This is a genomic window from Shewanella frigidimarina NCIMB 400 (assembly GCF_000014705.1).
In the GTDB taxonomy this organism is placed as follows: Bacteria; Pseudomonadota; Gammaproteobacteria; order Enterobacterales; family Shewanellaceae; genus Shewanella; species Shewanella frigidimarina.
Map to the genome: position 1 here is coordinate 1,122,888 of NC_008345.1, position 26,995 is coordinate 1,149,882.

21 protein-coding genes are annotated in these 26,995 nt (G+C 42.2%); 18 read left to right on the plus strand and 3 right to left on the minus strand.

Annotation, left to right across the window (positions count from 1 at the left end; genetic code table 11):
- Positions 1 to 34 precede the first annotated feature (34 nt).
- The 4 genes from SFRI_RS04950 (at position 35) to SFRI_RS04970 (ending at position 6,426) form a co-directional block, all read left to right on the plus strand.
- Positions 35 to 1,573: a M17 family metallopeptidase gene (locus SFRI_RS04950; protein WP_011636437.1), complete on the plus strand. Its 1,539-nt coding sequence runs from the start codon at positions 35 to 37 to the stop codon at positions 1,571 to 1,573.
- An 885-nt stretch (positions 1,574 to 2,458) separates the two neighbouring features.
- Positions 2,459 to 3,748 carry an NCS2 family permease gene (locus tag SFRI_RS04960; protein ID WP_011636439.1) on the plus strand — a complete coding sequence of 430 codons (1,290 nt, stop codon included), beginning with the start codon at positions 2,459 to 2,461 and terminating at the stop codon, positions 3,746 to 3,748.
- A gap of 283 nt (positions 3,749 to 4,031) precedes the next feature.
- Entirely contained in the window at positions 4,032 to 5,141 is a 1,110-nt protein-coding gene (proB, locus tag SFRI_RS04965; RefSeq protein WP_011636440.1) for a glutamate 5-kinase, read from the plus strand.
- A gap of 10 nt (positions 5,142 to 5,151) precedes the next feature.
- Complete coding sequence (locus SFRI_RS04970; protein WP_011636441.1) at positions 5,152 to 6,426, plus strand: glutamate-5-semialdehyde dehydrogenase; 1,275 nt, start codon at positions 5,152 to 5,154, stop codon at positions 6,424 to 6,426.
- An 82-nt stretch (positions 6,427 to 6,508) separates the two neighbouring features.
- Here the strand turns inward: SFRI_RS04970 and SFRI_RS04975 are convergent, their stop codons facing one another.
- Complete coding sequence (locus SFRI_RS04975; protein WP_011636442.1) at positions 6,509 to 6,844, minus strand: hypothetical protein; 336 nt, start codon at positions 6,842 to 6,844, stop codon at positions 6,509 to 6,511.
- 131 nt (positions 6,845 to 6,975) lie between these two features.
- The gene (locus tag SFRI_RS21640) at positions 6,976 to 7,170 is read right to left on the minus strand and encodes a hypothetical protein (RefSeq protein WP_041412812.1); all 195 of its coding nucleotides are present in this window, start codon (positions 7,168 to 7,170) and stop codon (positions 6,976 to 6,978) included.
- Positions 7,171 to 7,623: 453 nt separating this feature from the next.
- On the opposite strand from SFRI_RS21640, the gene dnaK reads away from it, so the two are divergent.
- The 12 genes from dnaK (at position 7,624) to secF (ending at position 23,881) form a co-directional block, all read left to right on the plus strand.
- On the plus strand, positions 7,624 to 9,540 hold the full coding sequence (dnaK, locus tag SFRI_RS04985) for a molecular chaperone DnaK (RefSeq protein ID WP_011636443.1): 1,917 nt from the start codon (positions 7,624 to 7,626) through the stop codon (positions 9,538 to 9,540).
- Between the two features lie 111 nt (positions 9,541 to 9,651).
- Entirely contained in the window at positions 9,652 to 10,782 is a 1,131-nt protein-coding gene (gene dnaJ / locus SFRI_RS04990; protein WP_011636444.1) for a molecular chaperone DnaJ, read from the plus strand.
- Positions 10,783 to 10,884: 102 nt separating this feature from the next.
- Entirely contained in the window at positions 10,885 to 12,117 is a 1,233-nt protein-coding gene (locus tag SFRI_RS04995; RefSeq protein WP_011636445.1) for a DEAD/DEAH box helicase, read from the plus strand.
- Between the two features lie 122 nt (positions 12,118 to 12,239).
- Positions 12,240 to 13,046, plus strand: coding sequence for a M48 family metallopeptidase (locus SFRI_RS05000; protein WP_011636446.1), 807 nt, complete (start codon positions 12,240 to 12,242; stop codon positions 13,044 to 13,046).
- Positions 13,047 to 13,125: 79 nt separating this feature from the next.
- Positions 13,126 to 13,743: a BamJ family beta-barrel-assembly machinery protein gene (gene bamJ, locus SFRI_RS05005; RefSeq protein ID WP_011636447.1), complete on the plus strand. Its 618-nt coding sequence runs from the start codon at positions 13,126 to 13,128 to the stop codon at positions 13,741 to 13,743.
- An 83-nt stretch (positions 13,744 to 13,826) separates the two neighbouring features.
- Positions 13,827 to 14,639: a 4-hydroxy-tetrahydrodipicolinate reductase gene (gene dapB / locus SFRI_RS05010; RefSeq protein ID WP_011636448.1), complete on the plus strand. Its 813-nt coding sequence runs from the start codon at positions 13,827 to 13,829 to the stop codon at positions 14,637 to 14,639.
- Positions 14,640 to 14,813: 174 nt separating this feature from the next.
- Positions 14,814 to 15,971: a glutamine-hydrolyzing carbamoyl-phosphate synthase small subunit gene (gene carA, locus SFRI_RS05015; RefSeq protein WP_086019742.1), complete on the plus strand. Its 1,158-nt coding sequence runs from the start codon at positions 14,814 to 14,816 to the stop codon at positions 15,969 to 15,971.
- Positions 15,972 to 15,994: 23 nt separating this feature from the next.
- Positions 15,995 to 19,216: a carbamoyl-phosphate synthase large subunit gene (gene carB, locus SFRI_RS05020; protein ID WP_011636450.1), complete on the plus strand. Its 3,222-nt coding sequence runs from the start codon at positions 15,995 to 15,997 to the stop codon at positions 19,214 to 19,216.
- A gap of 230 nt (positions 19,217 to 19,446) precedes the next feature.
- Entirely contained in the window at positions 19,447 to 19,923 is a 477-nt protein-coding gene (gene greA, locus SFRI_RS05025; protein ID WP_011636451.1) for a transcription elongation factor GreA, read from the plus strand.
- A gap of 446 nt (positions 19,924 to 20,369) precedes the next feature.
- Positions 20,370 to 21,005 carry a hypothetical protein gene (locus SFRI_RS20970; RefSeq protein ID WP_011636452.1) on the plus strand — a complete coding sequence of 212 codons (636 nt, stop codon included), beginning with the start codon at positions 20,370 to 20,372 and terminating at the stop codon, positions 21,003 to 21,005.
- 136 nt (positions 21,006 to 21,141) lie between these two features.
- The gene (secD, locus tag SFRI_RS05035; RefSeq protein ID WP_011636453.1) at positions 21,142 to 22,953 is read left to right on the plus strand and encodes a protein translocase subunit SecD; all 1,812 of its coding nucleotides are present in this window, start codon (positions 21,142 to 21,144) and stop codon (positions 22,951 to 22,953) included.
- Positions 22,954 to 22,957: 4 nt separating this feature from the next.
- Complete coding sequence (secF, locus tag SFRI_RS05040) at positions 22,958 to 23,881, plus strand: protein translocase subunit SecF (RefSeq protein WP_011636454.1); 924 nt, start codon at positions 22,958 to 22,960, stop codon at positions 23,879 to 23,881.
- Between the two features lie 67 nt (positions 23,882 to 23,948).
- Here secF and yhbY read toward each other — a convergent pair whose 3' ends face one another.
- Entirely contained in the window at positions 23,949 to 24,248 is a 300-nt protein-coding gene (gene yhbY, locus SFRI_RS05045) for a ribosome assembly RNA-binding protein YhbY (protein ID WP_011636455.1), read from the minus strand.
- A gap of 90 nt (positions 24,249 to 24,338) precedes the next feature.
- Here yhbY and rlmE point away from each other — a divergent pair, with 90 nt between their 5' ends.
- Together rlmE and ftsH are read left to right on the plus strand one after the other, a co-directional pair.
- Positions 24,339 to 24,968 carry a 23S rRNA (uridine(2552)-2'-O)-methyltransferase RlmE gene (rlmE, locus tag SFRI_RS05050; RefSeq protein ID WP_011636456.1) on the plus strand — a complete coding sequence of 210 codons (630 nt, stop codon included), beginning with the start codon at positions 24,339 to 24,341 and terminating at the stop codon, positions 24,966 to 24,968.
- Positions 24,969 to 25,014: 46 nt separating this feature from the next.
- On the plus strand, positions 25,015 to 26,988 hold the full coding sequence (gene ftsH, locus SFRI_RS05055; protein WP_011636457.1) for an ATP-dependent zinc metalloprotease FtsH: 1,974 nt from the start codon (positions 25,015 to 25,017) through the stop codon (positions 26,986 to 26,988).
- Positions 26,989 to 26,995: the final 7 nt, after the last annotated feature.

A 26,995-nucleotide genomic window follows, 5' to 3' on the forward strand; every position in this document is an offset into this window, starting at 1 on the left:
ATTTATCTATATCCCTAAAGAGTAAGGATCTTATATGACCCAAGTGAATAAAGCGCTTACTGCGTTCCAAGTGCCAATTATTGATGTCACAACTGATGAGGCTATTTTTGAAGGCGAAGGTTGGGACGCTGTTGTCGTGATAGCGACGAGTTTAGCTGAGATCAAACAAGATGAAGTGAGTTTGCTTGCTGCACACGCTAGTCAAATAGATTTCCGTGTCGGTAAAAGTGCCACGTTGCTTTTTGCGCCAGGGTTAGCCGGTGGTCGTTTGATTATCTCCCCAGTGACAGATAGCGACAATGAGTATAGCGATGTCAGGATTTTTGCCAAAGCCGCTCGAGAAGGTATTGCCATTGCTAAAGCCGCAGGTGCCACTAAACCTTTACTCGTTGTTCCAAGTGTAACTGACAATCGCTTTGCTAATGCAGAACAAGTTGCCGCACTGGCGTGTGGACAAGAGCTTTGGCAACCGTTAGAGGCGCGAGAATCAAAGTCTTTACAACCGAGTTTAACCGCGATTGGATTATTGAATACTGCCACCCATAGTTTATTACTTAATGCGGCAGAATCTGGACGAGTATTGGCGCGCGATCTTTGTGGTACAGAACCTGAGCGTATGTCCGCTATTGGTTTTGCACAATATTGTGTTGATGCTTTTGCTGATAGCGGTTTGGCTGTATCTGTGGTTGATCAAGTCGAGCAGTTAAAAGCGCAATACCCATTACTCAGCGCAGTGGGTAGAAGCTCTTTTGATGTTGCACGTCATCATCCACGAGTGGTAAAGCTTGAATATGTTGGTGAAGGCCCTATTACAAAAACCTTATTCTTTGCTGGCAAAGGTGTGGTTTACGACACAGGTGGCGCTGATATTAAAGTTGCAGGATCTATGGCTGGAATGAGCCGTGATAAAGGTGGCGCGGCAGCAGTTGCCGGTCTAATGAAAGCACTATCAATACTGAAACCTAAAGGTATTAAAGTCATTGCTGAACTCGGATTAGTAAGAAACAGTATTGGCAGTGATGCATTTGTCACCGATGAAATCATTACTAGCCACGCAGGTGTGCGAGTTCGCATTGGTAATACTGATGCAGAAGGTCGCTTAGTGTTGGCTGACTTATTATCACATTTGCGTTTACAGGCTCAAACAGCGGTGAATCCACAATTATTTTCGGTGGCGACGTTAACCGGCCATGTTGTACGAGCCTATGGTGGTTATCCTGCATTAGTTGAGAATAGCGCTGCTAAAAAGCAAGGGGTTGCAGCAACACTTGCTGAAGTGGGTCAGTTATGGGGGGAGCCATTCGAGGTTTCACGATTACGTCCGGAAGACTTTGATAAAATTGCCGATAAAAACGGCGCTGCAGATGTGGTGTCATCGAATAATGGTCCGTCTTCCATTACGGCTCGTGGGCATCAATATCCTGCCGCTTTCTTGATAAAAGCCTCTGGATTAACAGAAACAGAACTGGCATTTACTCATATCGATATTGCAGGCAGTGCTGTTGAGGGCGATCCTCTGTATGGAAAGCCAACCGCAAGCCCTTTGGTTGCTTTATTACAGTTTTCAAATTAGAGGTTTTTTCGTTGTTAAGTGGTTGTTTTTGCAGGGCTTGATTTTTAGGTTACATGTTGATAACAATAGTTATACATAGTTTTAATACGAAAACGTTGTAATTAAATCACTTTTAATGAAGTTTTTGTGAATTAAAGCAAATAATACTTGTAATTAAATTACAGTTTTGTATAATTCATTTCGTCGGCAAGCAATGTGTTTGTCGACTCTAGTTAATCCAGGATGGATATAACCTCCAAGGATCTGAGTGACAAGTTGTCTCAATGGATTTGAGAAATGTACGTTCCAGGGAACCGAGCCAAGCTTTACTAGGTTTATACAACTTTACTTTAATCAGGAGCACGACTATGTCTTATACAGGTAACAGCAAATTTTATTGGCAGAACACTTGGTTTGCCGACGTAACAGTTTTACGTGGCGGTATATTCGCCATGAAACGTTAAGAATTGACCCTCTTTACGTAGTTTTATTATCCATCAACCTTTTGTTCGTCTCGTTTGACGGTTTTAGACAAGGTGGTAAATTAATTAATTTATCGCCACATCACGTTAAGTGATGCTAGCTTTCCTTTCCCCATATGGGATGCTTGTAACATGTCTGCCTACTCTATTGAGTAGGCTTTTTTTTGTCTTGAATTTAGCTCGCTTTAGTTAGACTCAAGCTAATTGGTTAGTGCGCTATATAAAAAACTGAAATCTTTCAACAAAAAGGCTATTGATAGCTATCAAGGTCGTAAGTATTTATAATTCCCCGCAATTAAAGTAAGCCCTCTGTAAAGATGTCGACTCTGTGAGTATGGTCAATAGCACAAGGCTTACCGTATCCTCATTTGTCGTAATTTGACTATTAATCCAACGTTAACCTTTGCCCAAGGAACCCCGTTCCATGTTAGAAAAACTATTTAAACTTAAACAGAACAACACGAGTCTTAAGCAAGAGGCTATGGCCGGTCTGACTACTTTTTTAACGATGGCTTACATCATTTTTGTTAACCCTATGATGCTTGCTGATGCTGGGATGGATCATGGTGCGGTATTTGTTGCCACATGTTTAGCGGCTGCCATAGGTTGTTTAGTTATGGGATTATTAGCTAATTACCCGATAGCATTGGCTCCGGGTATGGGGCTGAATGCCTTTTTTACTTACACCGTAGTTGGCGAAATGGGGTATAGCTGGGAAACGGCACTTGGCGCGGTCTTTATGTCAGGTGTGTGCTTCTTAATTTTATCCTTAGTCAAAATACGTGAGTGGATAGTTAATAGTATTCCAATGTCGTTACGTTTTGGTATTGCTGCTGGTATTGGATTATTTTTAGCCTTAATAGGCTTAAAAAATGCCGGTATTGTAGTGGCAAGCCCTGCTACATTGGTGACTATGGGCGATATCACCTCATTTCCAGCCTTGATGGCCGCATTAGGTTTTTTCTTAATTATTGCCATGGTTCATCGTGGTCTAAAGGCTGCCGTTATTTTTAGCATTCTAATAGTGACAGTTTTAGGAATGATTTTTGGTGATGTGCAATACCAAGGTTTAATTTCTATGCCGCCGTCTATCGCGCCGACATTTATGAAGATGGACTTGTCTAGTGTATTAGAGGTGAGCATGTTATCGGTGGTTTTTGCTTTCTTATTTGTCGATTTATTTGACACATCAGGTACCTTAGTTGCTGTTGCTCAACGTGGCGGACTGCTTGATGAAAAAGGCCGTTTACCTCGAGTAAAACGTGCCTTAACCGCAGACAGTGTCGCCACTATTACTGGTGCTGCATTAGGTACATCAACTACCACGAGCTATATTGAAAGTATCGCAGGGGTGAGTGCAGGTGGTCGCACAGGTTTAACTGCCGTTGTAGTTGGATTACTGTTTTTAGCGGCGTTATTTGTGTCGCCATTAGCCGGTATGGTGCCAGCATATGCCACAACAGGTACCTTGTTTTATGTCGCAATCCTAATGATGTCTGGTCTAGTCAATGTTGATTGGGAAGATATTACTGAAGCAGCTCCCGTTGTTGTGACGTGTTTATTAATGCCGTTAACCTTCTCTATAGCCAATGCAATTGGTCTTGGGTTTATTTCTTATGCTGCGATCAAATTGATGACAGGACGTTTTAAAGATTTAAACCCAGGTATTTTAGTGGTGGCGGCATTGTTTATTGCCAAGTTTATTTACGGTTAATTAGCTGTCCATGCGTACAGTGAATTAATAAATTGGCTAAGGCCAATACAAAAAAGGGCTATTAGCCCTTTTTTTGTTTTTCTAAATAAGGCGCCAATAGCCAAGCTATTTCAGCTTAATGAAACTGAGTTAGCAGGATTAGAGACTGTTTGATAACCATTTATTAACCTGAAAATAGTTAATCTAGACAAATATTCCAGTATTAGCGGCTTTCACTATGAATTATCGAGTGAATTGGGTATAAAAATGAACTGAATATTTTTTTGTAAGCTGAGTAAGACAAATGGGTTATCGCCGCGTAGTAGTTAAGTTAGGCACCAGCGTGCTGACATCGGGCAGTAAAAAGCTTGATAAAGCACATATGGTTGAATTAGCCAGGCAAATGGCCTCGCTTATGCGTTCTGGTGTAGAAGTTGTGTTGTGTACATCAGGTGCGATAGCTGCTGGGCGGGAGCATTTACATTATCCGGTGTTGCCCGACACTATGGCGAATAAACAGTTACTTGCAGCGGTAGGCCAAAGTCAGTTAATTTTGGCATGGTCACAATTGTTCAGTATTTACGGATTACATGTTGGCCAGTTATTGTTAACTCGTGCTGATTTACAAGATCGTGAACGTTATCTTAATGCGCGCGACACCTTAAATGCATTATTAGCTCACAATATTATCCCTATCATTAACGAAAATGATGCAGTGGCAACCAATGAAATTAAAGTGGGAGATAATGATAATTTATCTGCCCGCGCAGCCTTACTTTGCGATGCTGATTTACTTATCTTACTGACCGACCAAAAAGGCTTATTTGATGCCGATCCACGTACCCATCCCGACGCACAGTTGATTAAACAAGTTGTCAATATTGACGACAGTTTGCGTTTATTGGCCGGCGGTTCAGTGTCTGGACTTGGAACGGGCGGAATGGCCACCAAACTCGAAGCCGCGGATGTGGCTAGACGTGCGGGCATAGAAGTTGTTATTGCTTCCGGTCATCACCCCGATGTTATTGCCAAAGTGGCGGCGAGGGAGTCTGTCGGTACTCATTTTAGCGCAATCGAAAATCCATTAGAAAGTCGCAAGCAGTGGATCCTTGCGGGTCCAGCTACACAAGGTAAATTAGTTGTAGATGCTGGAGCATCTGTTGCCGTTGTTGCTAATGGTCGTAGCCTATTATCTAAAGGCATTGTCGATGTTGAAGGCAATTTTGAACGCGGTGCGACCTTACTAATTGTGAATCAAACGGGTAAGATTTTGGCTAAAGGCATTAGCCGATATTGCGCCAATGATTTAACCAAAATTAGCGGTAAACATTCTGATGATATAGAAAGTCTACTGGGCTATAATTACGGCGATGCCGTGGTTCATCGCAATGATATGGTCGTACTTGATAATTAAGGATAAGCATATGTCAGCCACAGAAACAGAATATTTAACTCAATTAGGGCAACGTGCTAAGGCTGCAAGTTTTATTTTAGCGAGTTTAACTGCGAAACAAAAAAACGTGTTGTTAGCTACGATTGCCGATCACTTAGCGCAGCGGAAAAATGATATTTTACAAGCGAATGCACAAGATATCATTGCAGCGAAGCAAAGCGGTTTAACCGAAGCCATGATAGATAGGTTGATGCTGGACGAAGGGCGGCTAGGCGGGATTATAGCTGACATTGATAATGTCATCGCACTAGCAGACCCTGTCGGCAAGGAAGCTGATAGTCGAGTATTAGATAACGGCTTACGCTTAACTCGTCGCAGTGTCCCATTAGGTGTGGTGGGGGTTATTTATGAAGCTCGGCCAAATGTCACTGTTGATATTGCCGTGTTAGCGTTAAAGACCGGTAATGCAGTGATTTTGCGTGGCGGTAAAGAAACCCTAACCTCCAATAAAATGCTAAGCGACATTATCCGTGATGCACTGGTGAGTCTAGATTTACCTAAAGATGCCGTGCAGCTCATTGATTCACCAGAGCGTAGCCTTGTCAGCGGTTTACTAAGACTCGACAAATATGTCGATATGATTATTCCTCGTGGTGGACAAAACCTACAGCGATTGTGTGCTGAGCAATCAAGCATTCCTGTCATTTTAGGCGGTATTGGCATCTGTCATTTATTTGTCGATAAACAAGCTGATTTAGTGCGGGCAATTGAAGTCATTGCTAACGCTAAAGTTCAACGTCCGACTGTGTGTAATGCTTTAGATACCTTATTAATACATCAACAGGTAGCCGCTGAGTTTATTCCCAAAATAGCATCACATTTACACTCGCTTGGGGTTCGTTTCCATGCTTGTGCAACCACTTTGCCTTATCTTGATGGTTTAGGTTTTGATGTAACAGCGGCACATGATGAATCGTTTTCAACAGAGTGGTTATCGCTCACGTTAGGGATCAAAGTGGTTAACGATATTGACGAAGCCGTGGAACATATCCGTCATTATTCTACAGGGCATTCTGAAGCCATTTTAACGGATAACATTCACACCGCGAGTGACTTTATGAATCAAGTTGATTCCGCTGCAGTGTATGTGAATGCCAGTACTCGTTTTACTGATGGTTCGCAGTTTGGTCTTGGCGCGGAAGTGGCGGTGAGTACTCAGAAATTGCATGCTCGTGGTCCAATGGCGTTAGATGCCCTGACCACTTACAAGTGGTTAGCTTGGGGTGATTACACCTGCAGACAATAATGCATTTTGTTCTATTTATGACAAGAAGGGCGCACATTAGCGCCCTTTGCTTTTTGTATGGCGGCTCGGTAATAACAGAGCGTTATAAATTATAAATAAGGTGACTTGGCGTTACTGGCTCAGTAAAACGCTCAAAGGTGGTTAATAACCAAATCGCAAAAAAGGCACAGGTCATTAATATCGCTACAATTCTAAATACTTGCGCGTATTCCATTACATAAGTGAAATATCGACGTTGTACGGCATTGGTCATAAAAGTAGCGATAAGTGAAAATACGCACAAATACATTGCTGGATATTGTGTGGTGCTTACGCCATAAAGCTTTTCATAAACTAGAATCACCATAACAATCGTTAAGGTAACAATGCGTATCTTACGTTCGGTGTTATCACTGAAATTCCATCTTGGCAGTCCCATTGCCTTGGTTCCTCCACAATCATTTGAATTTTTAGTACTTTTTTGAATATCCTTTGTACTTTTATAGCTCTAGTTCTATTTTTTATCAAATGATTAGCGTTATTTAATACTTTTCTGTTGCAGTGTTACATTCAAAACTCGAGCAATACTGCTGAAATGCCAAGTTGGTTAGTGTGGCTCACAAACCAATGTCGATTTAAATTGTGATGATTTAATCCACTCCCCAAATGATAATGCCAAGCGCAAAACTCAGCGGCAATCAATAGTGCAAATTCAATCGATAGTACCGTTGCTAAATTGCCATAATGGCTGCTGATGTAGTTCACTATCTAATAGCCGAAACTCACACAATAATGAACAATACGCTGAATACTGGTATTAGCGACGATTATACTGCGCTAATACCATCTAATTCATCGGCAATATGGGTGCCATTTAGTAAAAAAACACAGGTCTATGCCTTGTTGCTGCGTGACTCCGGCTGGTTTTACTGTAATGACTCCCATCATTACGCTTACTTAAGCCATCGCTGTTATGTGTAGCTGAAGCTCCTTAGCTTACTAATATGCCTCGTATAAAAAATCCATAAAACATGATAAATATTTACTTATACCCTTGTAATTCACTTTGTTGTCCCAATATAGGTATCAAGGCTGATATGAGTGGTCAATTTTGAATCTCAAGTTAAGCAATAAAATGCTTGAAATACTTGTTGTTCATCCCCATATCAACATCAAATAACATATTTGTGACGACTAACGTCAATTTCGGAGGACCCCATGGGCAAAATTATTGGTATCGATTTAGGCACAACAAACTCGTGTGTAGCAGTCCTTGATGGCGGCAAAGCACGCGTAATTGAAAACGCAGAGGGTGATCGTACAACCCCATCAATTATCGCTTATACCGATGATGAAATTATTGTAGGCCAACCAGCAAAGCGTCAAGCTGTAACTAACCCAACAAACACATTCTTTGCCATTAAGCGTTTAATCGGCCGTCGTTTTAAAGATGACGAAGTACAACGTGACGTGAACATCATGCCATTCAAAATTATCGGAGCTGATAATGGTGATGCATGGGTTGAATCTCGTGGTAATAAAATGGCACCACCACAAGTTTCAGCTGAAATCTTGAAAAAGATGAAAAAGACTGCTGAAGACTTTTTAGGTGAAGAAGTGACTGAAGCGGTTATTACCGTTCCTGCTTACTTTAACGATTCACAACGTCAAGCAACGAAAGATGCTGGTCGTATCGCAGGTCTTGATGTTAAGCGTATTATCAACGAACCTACTGCTGCTGCACTTGCATACGGTATCGATAAGAAGCAAGGCGACAATATTGTTGCAGTATACGATTTAGGTGGTGGTACATTCGATATCTCTATCATCGAAATCGACAGTAACGATGGCGACCAAACATTTGAAGTACTAGCAACCAATGGTGATACTCACTTAGGTGGTGAAGACTTTGATAACCGTATGATTAACTATTTAGCTGATGAATTCAAAAAAGACCAGGGCTTAGATCTTCGTAGAGATCCTTTAGCAATGCAACGTTTGAAAGAAGCGGCTGAAAAAGCAAAAATCGAGCTTTCAAGCACTAACCACACTGAAGTTAACTTGCCTTACATCACTGCTGATGCATCAGGTCCTAAGCATTTAGTGGTTAAAATTACTCGTGCTAAGTTAGAGTCATTAGTTGAAGATTTAATTCAACGTACTTTAGAGCCGCTTAAAGTTGCACTAGCTGATGCTGATTTATCAATATCTGATATCAATGAAGTGATTCTTGTTGGTGGCCAGACTCGTATGCCTAAAGTACAAGAAGCAGTAACTAACTTCTTCGGCAAAGAGCCTCGTAAAGATGTTAACCCTGATGAAGCGGTTGCAGTTGGCGCGGCGATTCAGGCTGGCGTACTTTCTGGCGAAGTGAAAGACGTACTTCTACTTGACGTTACACCACTATCTCTTGGTATTGAAACCATGGGCAGTGTGATGACCAAGCTTATCGAGAAGAACACCACTATCCCGACTAAAGCTCAGCAAGTATTCTCAACAGCTGACGACAACCAAAGTGCAGTGACAATTCACGTACTTCAAGGTGAGCGTAAGCAAGCTAGTGCCAACAAGTCATTAGGTCAATTTAACCTAGAAGGTATTGAGCCAGCACCACGTGGCCAACCACAGGTTGAAGTGATGTTCGACATTGATGCTGATGGTATCTTACATGTGTCTGCAACAGACAAGAAAACAGGTAAGAAACAAAATATTACTATCAAAGCTTCTTCAGGTTTGTCTGATGAAGAAGTTGAACAAATGGTACGTGATGCAGAAGCTCATGCTGATGAAGATGCGAAATTTGAAGAGTTAGTTCAAGCGCGTAATCAAGCAGATGGTTTAGCTCATTCAACTAAAAAACAAGTTGAAGAAGCTGGCGATGCACTAGCTAGCGACGAAAAAGAAAAGATTGAAGCGGCAATTGCAACTTTAGAAACTGCCATAAAAGGCAAAGATAAAGAAGCTATTGATACAGCTACTCAAGCGTTAATCGAAGCGTCTGCTAAGTTAATGGAAATTGCTCAAGCTAAAGCTCAAGGTGAAGCAGAAGGTCAAGCACACGATGCTGGCCAAGAAAAGCCTGCTGATGATGTTGTTGATGCTGAGTTCGAAGAAGTTAAAGACGACAAAAAGTAATTAGTAATTTCAGCTAGTTACCGTTAAAGCGGGCGTTGGGGTTATCCTCAAACGCCCGTTTGTATAATTTAAGTTTAACAATTTACTCACACCTTCGAGAAACAGAACACTATGTCAAAGCGTGATTATTACGAAGTTCTCGGTGTTGGACGTGACACCAGTGAACGCGAAATTAAAAAAGCGTACAAACGCTTAGCGATGAAGTTTCACCCAGACCGTAATCCGGGTGACAAAGCCGCAGAAGCTAGCTTTAAAGAAATTAAAGAAGCGTACGAAATTTTAACCGACAGCGACAAAAAAGCGGCTTATGATCAATTTGGTCATGCTGGCGTTGACCCTAATCGTGGTGGACACGGTGGTGGCCAAGGTGATTTTGGCGATATCTTTGGTGATGTATTCGGTGATATTTTTGGTGGTGGTCGCCGTGGTGGTGGTCAACGCCAAGCTGCGCGCGGTAGTGATTTACGATACAACCTTGAATTGTCTTTAGAAGAAGCCGTACGCGGGTTAACCAAAGAACTGCGAATTCCTACTTTAGCAGCGTGTGATTTGTGTGACGGTAGCGGCGCTAAAAAAGGCACATCTGCAACCACATGTGGTACGTGTCATGGCCAAGGCCAAGTGCAAATGCGTCAAGGTTTCTTTGCTGTTCAGCAAGCGTGTCCTACTTGTCATGGTCGCGGTAAAATCATTAAAGATCCTTGCGGCAAGTGTCATGGCGAAGGTCGGGTTGAGAAAAGCAAAACCTTATCAGTTAAAATTCCTGCTGGTGTAGATACAGGCGATCGTATCCGTCTTACTGGCGAAGGTGAAGCGGGCGAGTTTGGTGCTCCACCAGGTGATTTATACGTTCAAGTTAGTGTGCGTGAACACGCTATCTTTACTCGTGATGCCAATAACCTTTACTGTGAAGTACCTATTTCATTCAGTAAAGCAGCATTAGGCGGCGAGATTGAAGTACCGACATTAGACGGTAAAGTTAGCCTTAAAATCCCAACAGAAACCCAAACTGGGCGCATGTTCCGCCTACGAGGCAAAGGGGTTAAGTCGGTCCGTAGCCATGCAGTAGGTGACTTACTGTGTAAAGTGGTGATGGAAACACCGGTTAACTTGAATGAAAAACAAAAAGAGTTATTGCGTGAGTTTGAAGCAACATTAACTGGCGAATCAAAAAAACACAGCCCTAAAGCTGAAGGTTTCTTTGATGGCGTTAAAAAGTTCTTTCAGGATTTAAACAGTTAATCGCGATGATCTAGCGACCTCGTTAAAGGCTGTTTACTTTGGTAAGCAGCCTTTTTTATTGGCGAATATCGTCAATTTATCCTATTAACATTAGGCGTTAACATGTCATTTTCAGCGTTATCACTCAATTCAAGTTTATTAGCCGCATTGCCACCGACAGTGAATAAGCCGAGTCGTATCCAACAACTGGCTATTCCTACTATATTGCTGGGGCAAGATGTATTGGCATTAGCTCAAACCGGCAGCGGTAAAACCTATGCTTACGGTTTGCCTGTATTGCAACGCATTAGTCAGCTCTCAACGTCTCATTTGTCTGCCGTGATCATCGTGCCGACCAGAGAGTTAGCATCACAAGTATCGCAAAACTTAGCGCCGCTAGCACGATCGCTTAATTTACGCGTAGAGGTACTTTGTGGCGGTGAAGCAATAGAGCTTCAAATTGAGCGCTTAGCTCAACCGGTTAATATTGTCGTTGCTACACCGGGCCGCTTACTCGCATTAGCTCAACAAGGTGTTATTCAGTTTGAACACCTGCAGAGTTTGGTTCTTGATGAAGCAGACCGATTACTGGACATGGGATTTATCGCCGATATTAATGCGCTGATAGCATTAATGCCAAGTGGCCAGCGGTTATTATTTTCGGCGACGTTACCCGAATCTTTGGTCGCATTAGCTCAAAAAGTACAGTCTGCATCTTGCGTGCGAATTGAAGCGCATGCTTTGAATAGTACCGTGGCTGATATTGACCAAACTATTTATCACGTCAATAAAGGCAGCAAGGCCAAAGCGCTGACTCATTTAATTGCTTTACATCAATGGTCGCAAGTATTGGTGTTTGTGAATGCTAAAGACGATGCTGATGCATTATGTAAAAAGTTAATTAAGGCGGGTATTAACGCTGCGGCGCTTCATGGCGATAAAGAACAAGCACTGCGAAGTAAGACCTTAGAGCAATTCAAAATGGCACAACTGACCGTATTAGTCGCAACCGATGTACTTGCGCGCGGTATTCATGTTGACGCATTGCCTGTGGTTATCAATGTTGATTTGCCAGCCCAAGCAGCTGTATATGTTCATCGTATTGGGCGTACTGCACGCGCGGGGTTAAGCGGTGTGGCATTATCATTAGTCGGTCACTCTGAATTACTCAGTTTAGAAGCTATTCGAGAGTTAACCGGACAGGCATTACCATTAGTTGAATTAGCCGGTTTTGTGGTAACGGATAAACCCACTAGCGAAAACAGTAAGCGAGCGCCGCGTGATAAACAAGCCAATCGTCGAACCGCCAATAAACGCAGTATTAGTGATTTCGCTAAACGTAAATCAACACGTTAATAAACACATGAATGCTGACTGATGTTTAACATCGTAAGTGATGCATTGGTCCAGTTGATTGGTATAGAATAAATCAATGATGGATTAGCTTTTTGGCTAAATGAATTTTAAGGGATGACAACATGAAACCTCTCGCGCTAACCCTACTTGTTTCCGCTTTATTAGTTGGTTGTGTTAATAGTCAATCGCCAACGGGTCGAGGGCAAACCCTGTTGTTTTCTGATACGCAGATGCAGCAAATGGGATCTCAGTCGTTTGAGACCATGAAGCAAAGTGAAAAAATAAGTCAAAACCAAGCGCAAACTCAATATGTGAACTGTGTTGCCAAACGTATCACTGCGGTGTTGCCCGACCAATCACAGCAATGGGATGTCGTATTGTTTGAGTCAGATCAAGTCAATGCGTTTGCGCTACCCGGTGGCCATATTGGTGTTTATACCGGTTTGTTAAAAGTCGCAGTCAATCAAGATCAACTTGCTACGGTAATGGGGCATGAAGTGGCGCACGTATTAGCCCAGCATGGTAACGAGCAAGTCTCTCGAGCTCAGTTAACGGGGCTTGGCATGCAAGCTGCGGATGCCGCATTAGGAGCATCGGGTATTGCCAATAAAGATTTGTACATGGCTGGGTTGGGGCTAGGGGCTAAAGTGGGTATTATTTTACCTTTTGGACGCAGCCAGGAGTCTGAAGCTGATATTGTTGGTCTTGAGCTAATGGCCAAAGCAGGTTTTAATCCGGCTCAAAGTGTTAATTTGTGGCAAAACATGGCTAAAGCGGGCGGCTCCCAAGGCCCTGAACTGTTATCGACTCACCCGTCACACAGTCACCGAATTGAAGACTTACAAGCGGCACAGAATCAAGTGATGCCGCTTTATACACAGGCAAGAAAACAGTCTTTGACTGAGTGTAAAATTGCTCAAGTTAAATAGCGTTTTTTGCCAACATTTACGGGGTTTATTGTGATAAACTCTCGTGCGAATTTTTTATGTTTATTGAGAGAAAATTATTATGTCAGATTTGTTCAGCACTATGGAACAGCATGCTAGCTACGGTGTAGGTCGTCAAATGGGCGAGCAACTAGCATCAAACTCTTTTGAAGGTATTGATATCCCTGCTGTTCAAGCTGGTCTTGCTGATGCATTTGCCGGTAAAGAAAGCGCAGTATCAATGGAAGAGCTTCAAGTTGCATTTACTGAAATTAGTCGTCGTTTACAAGAAGCACAAGAAGCTGCTGCAGAAGCTGCTGCCGCTGAAGGTGATACATTCCTAGCTGAAAACGCTAAGCGTGACGGTATTACGATCACAGAGTCTGGTCTTCAATACGAAGTACTTGTTCAAGGCGACGGTGAAACACCAACGTATGATTCAACTGTACGTACTCATTACCATGGTACTTTCATCAGTGGTGATGTGTTCGATAGCTCTGTTGCTCGTGGCCAGCCTGCTGAGTTCCCAGTATCTGGCGTTATCGCCGGTTGGACTGAAGCATTACAGTTAATGCCAGTTGGCACTAAGCTTAAATTATATGTCCCACATCACTTGGCTTACGGTGAGCGTGGCGCGGGTGCTTCAATCCCGCCTTATTCGGCTTTGGTCTTCGAAGTTGAATTGTTAGAAATTATCTAGTTGTTAAAAACGCCTAAGTTAACTTAGGCGTTTTTGTATATGCTGTTTGTGTGTTTACCTTTAGTTAACACTGGGAGAATGAAATGACTGCAAAAGTGAGAATTGCTGTAGTTGGTGCCAGTGGCCGTATGGGCCGTACACTGATTGAATCTGCTAAACAGCAACAAGTCATAATACTTGGCGCAGCTATTGAACGTACAGGTTCAAGTCTAATCGGTATTGATGCTGGTGTGCTCGCAGGTGTTGGCGCGATGAATGTTGCCATTACCGACTCACTGGATAAAGTGGTTAATGACTTTGACGTATTAATTGATTTTACGTCACCTGAGTCTTCCATTATTCATCTCGATTGGTGCGCAAAAAATCATAAAGCCATCGTCATCGGTACCACAGGTTTTAACCATGCTCAAAAAGAGCAGATTAATGCCTATTCAGAACAAGTACCAGTGGTGTTAGCCCCGAATATGTCTGTTGGCGTGAATGTGATGTGGAAGTTGCTCGCACTGGCTACAGAAGTGATGGGTGATTATACCGATATCGAAATAATCGAAGCACATCATCGTCATAAAAAAGATGCTCCTTCAGGTACCGCGCTTAAAATGGGTGAGATTATAGCCCAAACATTAGGTCGGGATTTAGAGCAATGTGCGGTCTTTGGGCGTGAAGGTATTACCGGTGAACGTGATCCTAATACCATAGGTTTTGCAACGGTTCGTGCCGGTGACATTGTCGGTGAACACACCGCTATGTTCGCTGACATAGGCGAACGCTTGGAAATAACCCATAAAGCATCGAGTAGAATGACCTTTGCTAATGGGGCGATGAGGGCGGCTTTTTGGCTCTCAGATCAAAATGCTGGTCTGTATGATATGCAGCAAGTATTAGGATTGAACTAGATAATAAAAACACCATTCATTGGTGTTTTTTTTTGAAAACAATCCTACAAAATATAGACGTAAAAACGAATTTCTTATACAATCGCTAGAATTTGTCAAAATTTCGTAATTTATCGAAAATTGGTATTTTAGTGCAAAATAAAAACACATAATTTTAAGTGGCTTGGCTCTTTTCTGGAGGTCGCGTTGACACAGTCTGCCTTACTCGTACTCGAAGATGGATCAGTATTCTCTGGCACCGCAATTGGTGCTGCCGGTATCTCTGTTGGTGAAGTGGTATTTAATACTTCAATGACAGGTTATCAAGAGATCCTTACAGATCCTTCATATTCACGCCAAATAGTAACATTAACCTATCCTCACATCGGTAACACAGGTACTAATGATGAAGACACAGAATCGGATTCGGTTCATGCATGTGGCTTAATTATTCGTGACTTACCGCTTATGGCGAGTAATTTCCGCAACCAACAATCATTAAGCGCTTATTTAAAAGCGAATAATGTGGTTGGCATTGCTGATATTGATACCCGCAAACTAACTCGAATTTTGCGTGAAAAAGGCGCCCAAGCCGGTTGTATTATGGTTGGTGACCTAGATGAAGCGAAGGCTCTGGCAGCGGCGAAAGCGTTTCCAGGTCTAAAAGGCATGGATTTAGCCAAAGAAGTGACCACCGATAAAGCTTATACATGGCGTAACGGTAGCTGGAAATTAGTCGGTGGTTTACCGTCTGAAACACCAGCAGCGGAACTTAAATATAAAGTTGTCGCGTACGATTACGGTGTAAAACGTAATATTTTACGTATGTTGGTTGACCGTGGTTGTGATGTGACGGTAGTACCAGCACAAACATCTGCAGCAGACGTACTTGCCATGAAGCCTGATGGGGTCTTCCTGTCAAATGGTCCTGGCGACCCTGAACCATGTGATTATGCTATTACTGCAATCCAACAAATATTAAAGACTGATATTCCAGTATTTGGTATCTGTTTAGGTCACCAGTTACTTGCATTAGCCTCTGGTGCGAAAACCTTAAAAATGAAGTTTGGTCATCATGGTGCAAACCATCCAGTGAGCAATATTGAAAAAGGCAACGTGATGATCACCAGTCAAAACCACGGTTTTGCTGCAGATGAAACCACATTGCCAGCTAATATTAAGGTCACGCATAAGTCGTTATTTGATGGTTCATTACAAGGTATTCACCTAACTGATAAGCCAGCATTTAGCTTCCAAGGTCACCCTGAAGCGAGCCCTGGGCCAACCGATGCCGCACCGCTGTTCGATCATTTCATCGAGCTAATTGAACAATACCGTCAGCACGCCAAGTAGTTATCTGGGAGAAGACAGAAGCAATGCCAAAACGTACAGATATAAAAAGTATTCTTATCCTAGGTGCCGGTCCAATTGTTATTGGTCAGGCGTGTGAGTTTGATTATTCAGGTGCGCAAGCTTGTAAAGCACTTCGTGAAGAAGGCTATCGCGTTATTCTGGTTAACTCTAATCCAGCAACAATTATGACCGACCCTGAAATGGCCGATGCAACTTATATCGAGCCTATTCATTGGGAAGTGGTACGCAACATCATTGCCAAAGAGCGTCCAGATGCAATTCTACCGACGATGGGTGGGCAAACTGCACTGAACTGCGCGCTTCAGCTTGAAGCACAAGGCGTACTAAAAGAGTTTAATGTTGAAATGATTGGTGCGACAGCGGATGCGATTGATAAAGCTGAAGACCGTAGTCGTTTCGACAAAGCGATGAAATCCATTGGTTTAGACTGCCCGCGTGCGGGTATTGCTCATAACATGGATGAAGCTTATGGCGTATTAGATATGGTGGGCTTCCCCTGTATCATTCGTCCGTCTTTCACTATGGGTGGCAGCGGCGGTGGTATTGCCTACAACAAAGAAGAGTTTGAAGAGATTTGTTCTCAAGGCTTAGACTTGTCGCCAACTAACGAATTATTGATTGATGAATCATTAATTGGTTGGAAAGAATATGAAATGGAAGTGGTTCGTGACCGCAACGATAACTGTATTATCGTATGTGCTATCGAAAACTTTGACCCAATGGGTGTTCACACCGGTGACTCAATTACCGTTGCGCCAGCGCAAACGCTAACTGACAAAGAATACCAATTAATGCGTAACGCTTCTTTAGCTGTATTACGTGAAATAGGTGTTGAAACAGGTGGTTCAAACGTACAGTTTGGTATTTGTCCTGATACTGGCCGTATGGTTATTATTGAGATGAATCCACGAGTATCGCGTTCATCTGCTTTAGCGTCTAAAGCGACCGGTTTCCCGATTGCTAAAATTGCGGCTAAATTGGCTGTAGGTTATACCTTAGATGAGCTAAGTAACGACATTACTGGCGGTAAAACACCAGCATCGTTCGAGCCTGCAATCGATTACGTTGTGACTAAAATCCCACGTTTTAACTTTGAAAAGTTTGCTGGTGCAAATGACCGCCTAACGACTCAAATGAAGTCTGTCGGTGAAGTTATGGCCATTGGGCGTACTTTCCAAGAGTCATTGCAAAAAGCGTTACGCGGCCTTGAAGTGGGACGTAACGGTTTTGACTCAGTTGTCGATTTACAATCTCCTGAAGCCATTCAACGTATTCGCCATGAACTAAAAGAGCCTGGTTGTGACCGTATTTGGTACATTGCAGATGCATTCCGCGCTGGTTTAAGCCGTGATGATATCTTCACATTAACCAATATTGACCATTGGTTCTTGGTTCAAATCGAAGATTTGATTACACAAGAAGCAAAAGTTGCTGAACTTGGTATGTCAGGCCTAGAGAAAAACTACTTACGCCAATTAAAGCGTAAAGGTTTCTCTGATGCACGTTTAGCTGATGTGTTAGGGGTTAATGAAAGCGAAATACGTAAATTACGTCAACGCCATGAAATTCACCCGGTTTATAAGCGTGTCGATACTTGTGCTGCTGAATTCTCAACTGATACAGCTTACATGTACTCAACGTATGAAGAAGAGTGTGAAGCTAACCCATCGAACCGTGACAAAATCATGATTCTGGGTGGAGGCCCTAACCGCATTGGTCAAGGTATTGAGTTCGATTATTGCTGTGTTCATGCTGCATTAGCATTACGTGAAGACGGTTATGAAACCATCATGGTTAACTGTAACCCTGAAACGGTATCAACCGACTACGATACATCTGACCGCTTATACTTCGAACCTGTGACGCTAGAAGACGTACTCGAAATCGTGCGTATCGAAAAACCAAAAGGCGTAATCGTTCAATACGGTGGTCAAACTCCGCTTAAACTCGCGCGAGAATTAGAAGCCGCAGGCGTACCGATTATTGGTACCAGCCCGGATGCGATTGACCGTGCAGAAGACCGCGAACGTTTCCAGCAAGCGATTCAACGTTTGAACATGAAGCAGCCAGAAAATGCGACAGTGACAACTGTTGAAAGTGCTGTGATTGAAGCTGAAAAAATAGGTTATCCGTTGGTTGTACGCCCATCTTATGTATTAGGCGGTCGTGCGATGGAAATCGTATACGACAAACAAGATTTACTACGCTACTTCAATGAAGCGGTTAAAGTCTCTAATGCTTCACCAGTATTACTTGATCACTTCTTAGATGATGCGATTGAAGTGGATATCGATGCTGTGTGTGACGGTGAAACTGTGGTGGTTGGCGCCATTATGGAACACATCGAACAAGCAGGTGTTCACTCTGGTGACTCAGGCTGTTCATTGCCACCTTACACCTTGAGTGCTGATATTCAGGCTAGAATGCGTGACCAAGTGTCTAAACTGGCTTTTGAATTAGGCGTAATTGGCTTAATGAACGTGCAGTTTGCGGTAAAAGATAACGAAATCTATATGATTGAAGTTAACCCGCGTGCCGCACGTACAGTACCATTTGTGTCTAAAGCGACTGGCGTTCCGCTAGCTAAAATTGCAGCACGAGTGATGGCTGGCCAAAGCTTAATTTCGCAAAACTTTACTAAAGAAGTGATTCCACCTTATTTTTCAGTAAAAGAAGTAGTCTTACCGTTTAATAAGTTCCCAGGTGTTGACCCGTTATTAGGCCCAGAAATGCGCTCAACCGGTGAAGTCATGGGCGTGGGTGATACTTTTGCTGAAGCTTATGCAAAAGCACAGCTTGGTGCAACATCTGAAGTGCCTAAGTCGGGTCGTGCGTTATTATCTGTACGTAACAGTGATAAAAAACGCGTTGCTGATTTAGCCTCTAAGCTGATTGAGCTAGGTTATGAAATTGATGCCACTCATGGTACCGCGATTATTTTAGGTGAAGCAGGGATTAACCCTCGCTTAGTTAACAAAGTGCATGAAGGTCGTCCACACATTCTTGATCGTATTAAAAATGGTGAATATACCTACATTGTTAACACAACTGAAGGTCGTCAAGCAATTGAAGACTCACGTCAGATCCGTCGTGGAGCTTTGCGATATAAAGTGAATTACACTACGACATTAAATGCTGCTTTTGCGACGTGTTTAGCGCATTCTGCAGATGATCGTATTAAGGTGACGTCTTTACAAGAGTTACACAAACGCATCAAAAGCTAATTTTTTGGTGCATTAATGATTAAGGTCGCCTTTTGGCGACCTTTTTTATGACATTTTGATGATGGATGACTAGCAAGTCTGTAAAAGCTTAGGTAAGCTGTCTGCCATCATCGAAAAGATGCATCCTAGATACGCACGCTAAGTCGATTGCGTACTTCCAACTGAATTTTTACTGTGTTGACTTATCGTCAGCACGGGATGCTTTTGTTTTTAAAGGAGACAAAGACATTATGAGTAAGGTCCCAATGACTGTAGTTGGCGCTGATCAATTACGTAAAGAACTTGAATTGTTAAAGTTCGATCGTCGTCCAAAAATTACTGAAGCAATTGCTTCAGCACGCGAATTAGGCGATCTAAAAGAAAATGCTGAATATCATGCAGCCCGTGAAGATCAAGGTATTTGTGAAGCGCGTATTCGTGACATCGAAGGCAAGTTGTCTAACGCTCAAATTATTGACGTTACAAAGTTAGAAAATACTGGCCGAGTCATTTTCGGCACAACAGTGACTATTTTGAACATAGATACTGATGCTGAAGTGACGTATCGCATAGTCGGTGATGACGAAGCTGACATTAAGCAAAATTTAATTTCTGTTAATTCACCGATTGCACGTGGATTAATTGGCAAAAGTGAAGGCGATGAAGTATCGATCACCACTCCTGGTGGATTGACTGATTATGAAATCGTAAAAGTCCAATACCTTTAGGTTTGTTTAGAAAGAAGTGTGATAATTTTTTAACAGTCTGTTTTAGTTATTATATTAAACTAACTGCTTAGGCATTAATCATACTTTTATGCTCACCAAAAACCGATATAAATGCTCACTAGCCTGACATAGCACTAAATAGAATACTGTTTAGTGCTTTTTTATATCCATTACAGACCTAGTTCATGTGCTATCTATGATAAAAGATGTAAAAAAATTCATTTGCAGATTAAAGGTGCAATAGATACTATCGACGTAGTTTACATTGTTGTTACATTTTACCGTATGAGTAACAATATTATTTAATGCATCCGTTAAGAAATCGCTTTAAAACTAGTTTGTTAGATGACTATTATTAGATAGTATTTTGATTATTTTAGTAGGCTATTTTTTGACATGTTAAGTTGAATTTTAAACATTGTGTTGCTTGATTAATTAAGGTCATTATGACGTTTCCATGGGCTCGTATACTACTAATGCTGGTAATTGTGGGGTTGTGTTCAATCTTCCTCCTCAATAGCCGTATGTTAGTTTTAGCATCGATGCCTTTTGCTACGTCTACTTCTTGTTCATATAATGTGGATCTGCTGACAGATGATCGGATTTGTGAACAACCAATAAGTTCAGCCCCTCTTGATATCACCTTGGCGTCAGTAAAATCAGTAGACAGCTCAATAGACACACTAGTTAACAGTCGAGTAGATTCAAATCAACTAACTGCGTTAACCGATACGCTTATTGATGTTAATAGCACATTGTTGGGCTACGTTGGCGAACCTTCATCAACAAACCCTGTCTCCCAACGTTCTGTTTCTGAACACTCTAGTTCAAACGATATCCATTTTGTTCCTACTTATTCAGCGCGTTACCTCAGTATTGTTCAATATCAATCAGATGAATTAAAACCTAATTATTTGTTAGCTTATGAATTTGTTTCTCCGCCAGTACCGAGTTTAACCATAGGTTATCAAATTAACTTTAGTCCGCAATTGGACTGGGTATTATCAACAGCTTCAGCCCCTTCAAGACTTTCCGCTTGGAAAGAGTCTAATTTACTTTTCGTTCACGCTCACACCTGTTAACTACATTATATTGATTAAAAATGTCATTAGCCTTGCTAATGAGTTTTGCTGTGGGTAGATGAATTGGGTCAATACCTATCATCACTCACATACATTTTTATCGAGGTTTTACCCCGATGTAGTGAGATCAAGTGTTATGAAATCAAAATCGAATACCAAACCGTTAAATCAATATGCTCAGTGGAAATACTGGCTATTAATTTGCACACTAATCATCTTATTTATGAGTGCATTGCCATCTTGGTATGGTGAAGATCCTGCCGTACAACTTGCCGTTAAACCGACCCAATCATTAACAGTGGAACAAATCCACCATGTGTTACAACAAGCGGGCATAAACAGTAAGCGTATCGAGCAGCAACAAGATAATTTACTTGTGGTGTTAGATGATCCCGATATGCAAACCCAAGCTAAAAAGACCTTAGCACAACAGTTTGAACATCAGGCTCAAGTGACCTTAGCGTTAGCTCCAGCGGCCCCAGATTGGTTATTAAATTTAGGCGTTAAACCGATTAAACTTGGTTTAGATTTACGCGGTGGAGTGCAGTTTCTACTGGATGTGGATCTTGATTTAGTGTTTCAAAACCAAGCCGTATTAGTGAGTGATGCTGTTAAGCAATTTGTCAGAGAGCAGCATATCAGCGGTGTAATGGTGCGTTTTGGCACTGGAGCGGAACTGACGGTTAACAGCGCCAGTGATGATGCTCGTGGTCAAATAAGACAATTTATTGGTCAGCAGTACCCTCAATGGCAAGTCACAGGCCATCAACAAACATTGAGTATCAATCTTTCCCAAAGTGAACAGCTCAAATTAACCAACTTAACTGTACAGCAAAACTTGCAAATTATGCGCAGCCGTATTGAAGAACTTGGTATTACCGAAGCGCTAGTTCAGCGTCAAGGAGAGAACCGGATTAGGATTGAGTTACCAGGAGTGCAAGATCCTGCCACCGCTAAAAATGTTATCGGTGCAACCGCTAGTTTGGCATTTTATCCAGTGGTGCAAGCTGACTCTCTTTATGCTGTTGTGATGAATGATGAGCAGAATAAGCCTGTTTATGTGTCAAAAAAACCAGTACTTGGTGGCGATCACATTATTGATGCTCGAGCCACTACTGGCGATTTTGGTATGGCGAAAGTCAATATCAGTCTTGATGCGGCAGGTGGCAAGTTAATGTCAGATTTTTCACGCGATAATATCGGTAAACCTATGGCGACTGCTTATAGCGAATACAGCAGAGATCAGCAAGGTAAAGCCAAGCAAACCACTAAAATTATTAGCGTTGCAACCATTCAGAGTCAACTCGGTAACCGCTTTGAAATCACTGGAGCTGGCAGCCATCAAGAAGCGCAGCAATTAGCTTTGTTATTAAGAGCTGGCTCTATGACTGCACCAGTGACTATTGTTGAAGAACGCACTATTGGACCTAGTTTAGGGGCCGAGAATATTGTTAATGGTTTTGCTGCGCTCGCTTTAGGTTTGTCGGCAACATTACTGTTTATGGCTTGTTGGTATCGCCGTTTAGGCTGGGTCGCTAATGTGGCATTAATCGCCAACTTGGTCATGTTATTTGGATTGTTAGCACTCATTCCTGGTGCTGTATTGACCTTGCCTGGTATTGCGGGGTTAGTGCTTACTGTCGGTATGGCAGTCGATACTAACGTACTTATATTTGAACGGATAAAAGAAAAGCTTGCAGAAGGTCGTAGCTTTGCCAGTGCGATTGATGTGGGATTTGATAGTGCATTTTCAACTATTTTTGATGCTAACTTCACCACTATGATTACTGCCGTGGTGTTATTTTCAATTGGTAATGGTCCTATTCAAGGCTTCGCGTTGACCTTAGGTTTAGGATTATTAACCAGTATGTTTACTGGTATTTTTGCTTCGCGTGCATTAATCAACTTAGTTTATGGCCGTGACACTCGTCGCGCCATTAAGGTGTAACTCTATGAACTCAACTCAAACAAATTATTCAACAGACAAGCTGCAATACTTAACTAAGTGGCGTTACGCATCGAGTCTAATCTCGATTGTATTAATGCTGTTATCATTAACCGTTATAGGAGTAAAAGGGTTTAATTGGGGCTTAGATTTTACAGGCGGTGTGGTTACTGAAATTCAAGTGGACCATCGCATCACTGCCAGTGAGATACAGCCATTGATGACCGCCGCTTACAAACAAGATGTTAGTGTTATTTCAGCCAGTGAACCAGGCCGTTGGGTATTACGATATGCCAATATACCAGATGAGAATCAACGCCCAGAACTGGCTGAAGTATTAGCGCCATTAAATACGGATATCAACGTGTTAAACAGCAGTATCGTTGGGCCACAAGTGGGGCAAGAGTTGGTTGAGCAAGGTGGTTTAGCCTTACTCGTCGCTATGCTATGCATTATGGGGTATCTAAGCTTTCGCTTTGAATGGCGTTTAGCTTCAGGCGCTCTGTTTGCTTTGGTACATGATGTAGTGTTTGTGTTAGCTTTTTTCGCGTTAAGCCAAATGGAATTTAATTTAACTGTATTAGCCGCGATAATGGCAATTTTAGGGTATTCGCTCAATGACTCAATTATTATTGCTGACAGGATCCGGGAGCAGTTAGTGGCTAAACCACAGTGGAATATAACTGATATTAACAACTTAGCGATTAAATCAACCTTTTCCAGAACCATGGTCACATCAGGCACTACGTTAATAACAGTTGTGGCTTTATGGATTTTGGGTGGGGCACCGCTTGAAGGTTTTTCTATTGCGATGTTTATTGGTATTTTAACCGGTACTTGGTCATCGGTTTCAATTGGAGCTACCTTGCCAGAGTTTCTAGGCTTAAAGGCTGAGCATTATCAAGTTATCCCAATACCTGATTATCCCTGATTAACAATAATTCATCTCTAATAAAAAAGCCGCTGAAATCAGCGGCTTTTTATAAAAGGGTGCGAAATTATTTGGCTTTAGGCAAAGCAATTTTCATTTCAGCCGAATGACGGAAAATAACTAACACATGACCGATAAGTTGCACTTTCGTAGACTGGGTTTCACGTACAATGGCGTCAACGATGGCATTTTTTAGCTCTCTGTCTGCAGAGGCTACTTTCACTTTAATCAATTCATGATGTGTAAGAGCGCTATCAATTTCAGCCAGAACACCTTCAGTTAGTCCATTGCCACCAAGCAGCACCACTGGTTTTAGACTGTGCGCCAGTCCTTTTAAATGCTGTTTTTGTTTGGTTGTTAAGTTCATTTGTACCAACTTTTGCTGAGTTACTGTTGAAAAACGGGTATTCTACCCTTATATAGAGCTTATGTAACTCTGAATCGTTGCGGAATTTAAATGACAACAAAAAAACGTACGGCGAGCTCAACTCGCTGGATGCAAGAACACTTTGATGATCACTATGTGAAATTAGCCCAGAAACGTGGCTTACGTTCACGAGCAGCATTCAAGTTAGAAGAGATCCAAGAAAAAGATCACTTAATAAAACAGGGGATGACAGTAGTTGACTTGGGGGCAGCTCCGGGTGGTTGGTCACAAGTGGCTGCTAAACTTACTGGCGACAAAGGTAAAGTGATTGCTTGTGACATTTTACCGATGGATCCAATTGTTGGCGTTGATTTTCTTCAAGGTGATTTTAGAGAGGATAAAGTGCTGCAGGCATTGCTTGAGCGAGTAGGTCAAGATAAAGTGGATGTGGTACTATCAGATATGGCTCCGAACATGAGTGGTTCGGGTGCTGTTGATCAGCCAAGGGCTATGTATTTAGTTGAATTAGCGCTAGATATGTGTCACCAAGTGTTGACGCCTAACGGCTGTTTTGCTGTTAAAGTCTTTCAGGGGGAGGGCTTTGACGACTACATAAAAACAGTCAAACAGGCATTCAAAGTAGTAAAAACCCGTAAACCAGACTCCTCTAGAGCGCGCTCTCGAGAAGTCTATCTAGTGGCGACTGGTTACAAGTTGTAGTAGTCTAAAGTTAATAATCGCAGGACTGTTTAAGAGGTCGAGTAATTTGAGTGACATGGCTAAAAATTTAATACTCTGGGTTGTCATCGCTGTTGTGCTGATGTCAGTGTTCCAGGGTTATTCCCCCTCTTCTTCGAATTCGCAGAAGATGGATTATTCCGCCTTTTTGGACAATGTTCGAAATGGTCAAGTTAACAAGGTCGAAATAAAAAGCGACCAACGAACTATTGAAGGAACTAAACGTACCGGCGAGAAGTTCACCACCATCATGCCTATGTATGATCAAGACTTAATCAATGATCTTCAAACTAAAGGTATTGACTATAAAGGCCAAGAAGCTGAAGAATCTGGTTTCTTAACTCAAATCTTTATTTCATGGTTCCCAATGTTACTGCTGATTGGAGTATGGATATTCTTCATGCGTCAAATGCAAGGTGGTGGCGGTAAGGGCGCAATGTCATTTGGTAAGAGTAAAGCCAAATTGATGAGCGAAGATCAAATTAAGACCACTTTTGCAGATGTCGCTGGTTGTGATGAAGCAAAAGAAGAAGTAAAAGAACTGGTTGATTATTTGCGTGACCCTACTAAATTCCAAAAATTAGGCGGCCGTATTCCTACTGGCGTATTAATGGTTGGACAGCCAGGTACAGGTAAAACCTTACTAGCGAAGGCTATTGCTGGTGAATCTAAGGTGCCATTCTTTACCATTTCAGGTTCTGATTTTGTGGAAATGTTTGTCGGTGTTGGTGCATCTCGTGTGCGTGACATGTTTGAACAAGCTAAAAAATCTTCACCTTGTATCATCTTTATCGATGAAATTGATGCTGTAGGTCGCCAACGTGGCGCAGGTGTCGGTGGTGGTCACGATGAACGTGAGCAAACATTAAACCAGTTATTGGTTGAGATGGATGGTTTCGAAGGTAATGAAGGCGTTATTGTCATTGCGGCAACTAACCGTCCAGACGTACTCGATTCTGCACTACTTCGCCCAGGTCGATTTGACCGCCAAGTCGTTGTCGGTTTACCAGATGTGCGTGGTCGTGAACAAATCCTTAAAGTACACATGCGTAAAGTGCCTTTATCAGACGATGTTAAAGCAAGTGTTATTGCTCGTGGTACCCCAGGATTTTCTGGTGCAGACTTAGCAAACCTTGTTAACGAAGCAGCGTTGTTTGCTGCTCGTGGTAATCGTCGTGTAGTCGGTATGGAAGAGTTTGAACGTGCTAAAGACAAAATCATGATGGGTGCTGAGCGCCGTTCTATGGTGATGTCTGAAGAAGACAAAGAGATGACGGCTTATCATGAAGCCGGACATGCTATTGTTGGTTGCTTAGTGCCAGAGCATGACCCTGTACATAAAGTGACAATTATTCCGCGCGGTCGTGCTTTAGGTGTGACGTTCTTCTTACCAGAAGCTGATGCCGTGAGTCAAAGCCGTCGCAAATTGGAATCACAGATTTCAGTTGCTTACGGTGGACGTTTAGCCGAAGAGCTTATTTACGGAAGTGAACGAGTCTCTACAGGGGCTTCACAAGACATTAAATACGCGACATCGATTGCACGTAACATGGTTACGCAATGGGGCTTCTCTGACAAATTGGGTCCTTTACTCTATGCCGAAGAAGAAAACGAAGTTTTCTTAGGTCGCAGTATGGGTAAATCAAAGGCTATGTCAGGTGATACTGCGTCATTAATTGATTCAGAAATCAAAATGTTTATCGATAAAAACTATCAACGTGCACAAAACATGCTGACAGAAAATATGGATATTTTACATGCGATGAAAGACGCACTGATGAAGTATGAAACGATTGATTCGTTACAAATTGATGATTTAATGCACCGCCGTGAAGTGCGTATGCCTGCTGAATGGCAAAAAGATGAATCATCTGACGATAAAGATAATGGCAATAGCACGCCTAAATCTGAAGTTGAAACGCCAGTAGATGAAGCTAAAACCGACACTAAAGTCGATAATAAAGCCGATACTAATGATGCGGATGAATCACCAGCTAAATAAATAATTT